Source organism: Flavobacterium sp. (genome assembly GCF_044368625.1).
Classification (GTDB): domain Bacteria; phylum Bacteroidota; class Bacteroidia; order Flavobacteriales; family Flavobacteriaceae; genus Flavobacterium.
Window position 1 is genome coordinate 1 of sequence record NZ_JBIPPD010000356.1, and the last position, 6,358, is coordinate 6,358.

Annotated in this window: 4 protein-coding genes; 1 reads left to right on the forward strand and 3 read right to left on the reverse strand. The window is 38.9% G+C overall.

From position 1 onward, the window contains the following. Positions 1-775 (reverse strand): hypothetical protein (locus ACIQ2X_RS16485; protein ID WP_396180091.1); only part of this gene is annotated, 775 nt, incomplete at its 3' end. A gap of 213 nt (positions 776-988) precedes the next feature. Between ACIQ2X_RS16485 and ACIQ2X_RS16490 the strand changes: the two genes are divergently transcribed. Continuing rightward, positions 989-2,491: a sodium:solute symporter gene (locus ACIQ2X_RS16490; RefSeq protein ID WP_396180092.1), complete on the forward strand. Its 1,503-nt coding sequence runs from the start codon at positions 989-991 to the stop codon at positions 2,489-2,491. Between the two features lie 78 nt (positions 2,492-2,569). Here ACIQ2X_RS16490 and ACIQ2X_RS16495 read toward each other — a convergent pair whose 3' ends face one another. Both ACIQ2X_RS16495 and ACIQ2X_RS16500 read right to left on the reverse strand, forming a co-directional pair. After that, entirely contained in the window at positions 2,570-2,782 is a 213-nt protein-coding gene (locus ACIQ2X_RS16495; protein ID WP_396180093.1) for a hypothetical protein, read from the reverse strand. A 23-nt stretch (positions 2,783-2,805) separates the two neighbouring features. Further along, positions 2,806-6,358: beta strand repeat-containing protein (locus ACIQ2X_RS16500; protein WP_396180094.1), on the reverse strand; the 3,553-nt coding region annotated here is incomplete at its 5' end.

A 6,358-nucleotide genomic window follows, 5' to 3' on the forward strand; every position in this document is an offset into this window, starting at 1 on the left:
ATCCATCTGGCAAAGTTCCTGTTGAGTAAGCGTTTGGGTTATTTGAGGCGACAATTTGATAATTTGGATCCACCCCAACGTTGGCTTCAATTGTGGCACCAGTTACTACGGGTACGGCGGCAACTGTGCCTCCTATTCTAACGTCGTCAATTACCCACCTTTCATTAGAGCCACTTGTCATTGATATTCTTACTCTAATCTGCGTGTTTGCGTTAGGAATATTGATTCGAACGGTGGATATTCCGCCACTTCCACCTGAAGATGAAACAGCAGTTGGAGTATTGTTGCCGTCGTATGTAACCGTTGCATTACCTGTAGCTGAAAATGCCCACCTTTGATTTGCACCTGAACCTGCAATAGTTAATTCAGAAGAGTAAGTAGTACCTCCATCTACGCTAATTGATACCGTAACTACGTCACCTGAATCAATACCATTTGATTCATTAACAGACATTCCAGCTAATCTAAAATCAACAAAAGCACTCGTGTAACCGGATAAAGATTGATTTGCAAAAGTAAGAGTTGTTGTTGTACCTACAGCCTGCCAACCTCTTGAACCTGAAACAAATAAATTTGCACTCGCAGGAAGACCACTTGCAAGATTTGTTCCAGTTGAATTTCCACCTCCAGTATTTGCAAAAGTGAGTGCAGGTGACGCAGGTGTTGCTTCAAAATCTTGGGACGATATTGTAACCTGCCCCCAAGACAAACTCGAAATTAAAAACAAACCCAATAGCAATGCTTGTTTGTTGAATAAAAGTAAAAGCTTTTTCATAAAAAACATATTTTTAATAGTCCACAAAGATATATGATAATTACAATATACTTAACAAGTGAGGTTAACAAAGTATTAAATTATAACAGTGTTGCCACTTTACCAACCAAATCAACACGCTATTATAACGTATTGTAAGAAATTTCTTATTATAAATTTAATTCAATATAAAGTGTTTTTTTCCTAAATTGGCGGTTTTAAATTGCTTGCCAGATGACGCCCACATTTATACTTATCTTGATTACTATTTATTTCGGAATCTTATTTATCATTTCTCACTTTGTGAGCAAAAAAGACGGTGGCAATGCGGCTTTTTTTAGCGCTAATAAAAATGCCAAATGGTACCTCGTCGCATTTGGAATGATTGGAACAGCACTTTCCGGAGTAACTTTTATTTCGGTTCCCGGTCAGGTTGGGTCGCCTGATGTACAGTTTAAATATTTTCAATTTGTACTAGGAAACGCCATTGGATTTTTATTGATTGCCAAAGTACTGTTACCACTTTACTACCGCATGCACTTGACTTCCATTTATGGATACATCGAACAACGTTTGGGCACGGTTTCATACAAAACCGCGGCTACCATTTTCCTCATCAGTCGCACTATTGGCTCAGCCGCTCGCTTGTATCTGGTGGTTTTGGTTTTGCAGCGTTATGTATTTGATGCTTTTGGCGTTCCGTTTTGGGTTACTGTTTTGGGTTCTTTAGCATTGATTTTTTCTTATACTTACAGGGGCGGATTAAAAACCATCATCATCACCGATACGTTGCAAACCTTATTTTTGGTGTCGTCGGTTTTGTTTACCATTTACTTTATTTGTACCAGCCTGGACTTCACTTTTCTCGAGGCTTTTGATGCCGTAAAAAACAGTAGTTATTCGAAAATTTTCTTTTACGAAGATGTCTTAAAAAGCAACTTTTTTGTCAAACAAATTCTGGGTGGGATTTTCGTAACCCTTGCAATGGTAGGACTTGACCAAGATTTAATGCAGAAAAACCTCAGCTGTGCAACTATTGGCGAAGCACAAAAAAACATGTATGTATTCACGGGGATTTTTGTGATGATCAATTTGTTTTTTTTAAGCGTGGGAGCCTTACTTTATATTTATGCCGAGAAAAACGGAATTTCGATTCCACTTGACGCAGTTACAGGAAAACCCAGAACCGACTTACTTTTTCCCGAAATTGCGTTCAATCATTTGACGTTGATTCCCGCAATCATCTTTTTATTAGGACTTACAGCCGCCACTTTTGCTACAACCGACTCCGCTTTAACCGCACTAACTACTTCTTTTTGTGTCGATTTTTTAAATATGGACAAAAAAATCGAACCCGACAACGGGAAATCGGTTCGTTTGAGACATCTGGTTCACATCGGATTTTCGCTTTTAATGTTCGCGGTGATTATCGTCATTTTTTGGATGAACAGCGATTCGGTGGTAACCTTGATTTTTAAAATTGCCGCTTTTACTTATGGACCGCTTCTCGGACTTTATGCTTTTGGGCTTTTTGTAAAAACCAAAACGGTTCGGAACAATTGGGTCCCGTTGATTTGTATTTTAGCTCCCACAATTACCTTTTTGATGAGTACTTTTTCTGCTGAATTATTTGGCAATTACCAGTTTGCCGAAGAACTAATCATCATCAATGGTGGCTTGACATTTCTGGGTTTGTTTCTGATTTCGAAACCAGCGGCAGGAAGTACGCGGTTTTAAATTTAAATCGAAGGATAATTAAAGATTAAACATTCTTACTAAAAAAGAAAAACGCCCTTTCGGACGTTTTTGCTTAATTTAATTTGCAATTGCTTTCTTTTTTTTATGGGTGTAATAAAAAACGATTGCTATTCCTACTACTATCATCAATGGAATCCAGTTATCGATTGGTGCTGGTGCTCCTGGATCACCATCAATTCCGCCCGGATCATCGTCTGCGAATGCAGCGGTACTCCACAAAGTGAAAGCTATTAGAAAAAGGATTATCTTGTTGTTCACTATCTTTTGCATAATTCTTCAATTTTTATTTTTAATTACTGTACGTAAATTTTTGTCGTAAATGATTTTCCGTCTTGAGTGATGTTCAATAAGTAAAATCCTTGGCTTACCGATGAAAGTGTAATTACGTTTTGTGTATTTGCCAATGTTCCTTTTTGAATAAATTGTCCCAATAAATTGGTAACCGTGTAGTTTGCCGTTTGATTATTGCTTCCCAAATGGATGTGCAACTGGTTGTTGGTTACCGGATTTGGAAATACGCTTGCCACTAACGGACTTTGTTCCACATTGTTCAAATTGACTTGATACACGATTCGGAAACGGTTGTCTGGATTGGTAGTGGTTGCAGCTACTCCTGTAAACGGTATCACTACCTCTGAGCCATCGGTTGGTATAGTCGTGAACGTTCCTGCTACTGTGTCTTCCAAAACAGGAAGCAGGGTGCTGTTGCTGTAATTTTCTGTTCGTACTCGCAATTGATACGGCAATACAGTCGTTCCTGTCAATCGGATGGGTTGAATTTCGGTGGCAACTGGTAAAGCTCTGTGTTCGATAGACAAACTTGTGGTATTGTTTCGGAACATGATGCTTTCGTTGAAATTCGAAATTTTATTGCTGTCCATTGCATTTACTTCATTGGATCCATCTGCATAATTTACACTTAAAGCGCCATCGGCCAATTTCCAGTTGTTTTCTATTTGTTTGTACAACAATACGCGAATTTTATCGGCATCGGTAGTTGTTGATCCAGCAGCATTTTTGGCAAACCAATTGTTGGACGATCCTGATACTTTGTCTAATTCGTTGATTTGGAAAGAAGTTGCTGTTGCCGATCGAACGAAGAATCCTTGTCCGCTTTGAATGAATGCGTCTTGTGCATCTACTGGAACCGACCAGTTTTGTCCGTCAAATGTAACATAAGCTCCGAAGTTTCCTAAACTTGGATTAATTAACCAAAGTTTTTGTCCTGTATTGTTTGTTATCAAAGATACTGGATTGATGGCACTGGCATACGGATTGGCTAAGGCATGATAAACTCCCGTAGCTAGACCCGTGTGGTTTACTGGTCCGGTAATCAATTGTCCTTTCGGACGCAAAGTAGTAGTATCAGCTCCCGTTACAATGTTAGTACTGTTTGACGGTCCTGTAACAAATACTAAGAATGGTTTGGTATCGGTGGCTGTAGCTCCAAAAATTGGTTCTGTAGTAAGATCCGCGATGTTTTGCCAACTTGTAGCATATTTTCTGATGTTTGGTGAGGTTCCGCCTGAAACATATCCGTTTTGAGCGGTAGCGGTTGGGCTAAAAAGCAATACGCCTTCGCCATTTGTTCCTTGCCAGTTGTCCGTAATTGTATTATCTGAAACTCCCGTCAATGGTGCAGTTAGTATTCTCCAAGCACGGTTGGCAGGAATGTAACGTTCAACAGTTGATGTACCAGTTCCTGCAATTGCAGCACCTGTATATGGAGCAAATCGAGCTGTTCCTGTTGCATCACTTTTAAAAATGATTGAACCATTGTTTGTCAAGTTTCCTGCTATGGATAACGATTGTGTTGGTTTCACATTTAAAACAGCTGCAGCATTTACGGTAAGGTTTTTTGCAATAATGGCATCCATTTCGTCATAATCTGCATCAATGATAGCATCGATTGCAGCTGTTGGCGCACCATTGGTCCAAGCTGGTTCTGTTGCTGGATTTGTGATAGTCCAAGTTGTTCCACAAACACCATTTGTGATTATTGCATTGCCACTCATAGTAGTGGAAGCACTACAGAATTGGTTGGTAGCCACAATTGTGTAGGTCCCTAAAGCAGTTTGATTTCCAAAAACCAAAGCATTTCCGGTTCCAGCGACTGGCGATCCTACATCAACTCCATCTAATCGAAGTTGGTAGTTCATTCCTACTTCTGAATCTGAAAGGTTAATATTTGCAGTTTCTGAACCACATAACGCACCTCCACCTGTTACAGCATAAGCAATTGGTTTGATACAGGTTACGAATCCAATAAAATTAAATTCATTTATACTTCCTGCACCTGTACCAGCATTATAACCATATACCCTAAAAGTTATTTGACTTCTAACATCATCAAATGCAGTTGCAGTTAATGATAAATTTGAATTAATTTGTGTAGCAGTATTTGCGTTTGTATAGACGGCTAAATCGTTAGCAAAATTATCTGCACTACTTCGCACGGCATAGGTTGACGGACCAGAAGCAGAACTTTGATAAGACAATTGTAATTGTTCAAAATTGATTAAATAACCATTATTAGGCGTTAAATTAAATTCAAAATAATCATCAGTAACTAAAGTAGTACTGCCACTTGTCCAACTATTTGTATTGTATCTGTCATTTCCAGCTATACCTAATATACCAGCGCCACGTCCAATCCCTGTAACTGTGATATTGGCATTGAAAGACTGCCCTGCAGTATATGGATTAGAATTCCCTGGAGATGACCCTGTAATAGGATTCGAGAATATACTAATAGGCACCAGCGATACCGTCACATTTTGTGTAGCATTAGTTGCAGCATTATAATTTAAATTTCCCGCTTGAGAGGCCGTTATAATTGCAGAACCTACTCCTACTACTGACAAGGTGTTTCCTGATATAGACACAACATTTGAATCTGAACTTTGATACGTAAGTGCTAATCCAGATGTAGCACTTGCATAGGTATTTAAATTAACTGATGAAGAACTTGTGTTTAAAGTAGGTAATGCATTAAAATTTATCGTTTGATTTGCTTTAGTAATGTCGGCTGTTACACCAGGCTGCGTCAAATTATAATTTAAGGCTGCACTTCCAGTTAAAGAAACGGTTACTGCTATTCCCGTTCCTACGTTAGTCGAGGCAAAAACACCAGTTGTTGCAATACTCACGTTTGCTGCATCAGCTACTTCAATTCCAACTAATGTTCCTGCAGTAATGGTGGCTACAGTAGTGGCATCATACACTTTATTTTGTGCTACAACTCCATTTGCAGATACTATCTTTTGTGAAATCGTAGCGGTTAAACCTATAGGTTGTGTCAAACTATAGTTTGCAGCTGCACTTCCAGTTAAACTAAAACCACTTGCCGTAATAGGCTTTGCTACGCCAGCATTGGCATTGGCAAAGCTATATGTTGGAGTCCCAGTAAGTGTTACATTAGCGACATCTGCTGCTAAAACATTGTTTAAAACGGGTGTTCCTGAAACAGTTGCCGTATTGGTTGCATTGTATATTTTATCAACTCCAGTTAGTCCAGAAACAGTAAGAACTCTTGGTGTAACCGTCAAGGTACGAACCACATTGGTTGCAGCATTGTAATCAGCATTTCCAGATTGAGAAGCTGTAATGTCGGTTGTTCCTACACCTATAATTGTAACTGTATTTCCTGCAATTGTGGCTACATTCGTATTAGAACTAGTATAGTTTAAGCTTAAACCGGAGTTACTTGTTCCTGTTAAATTAAAATCAGTATCGCCATATTGACTATTAGCCAATGTTGCAAAATTAATAGTCTGATTTCCTTTGGCAATATTAAAGATTAAAGTAGCTGGATCACTAGTACCCGAGCTATTAGAAGCGGTTACT

Excerpts from the sequence above, each read along its gene's own strand:
- ACIQ2X_RS16490 (WP_396180092.1), top strand. The coding sequence starts at position 989 with ATGACGCCCACATTTATACTTATCTTGATTACTATTTATTTCGGAATC.
- ACIQ2X_RS16495 (WP_396180093.1), bottom strand. The coding sequence starts at position 2,782 with ATGCAAAAGATAGTGAACAACAAGATAATCCTTTTTCTAATAGCTTTC.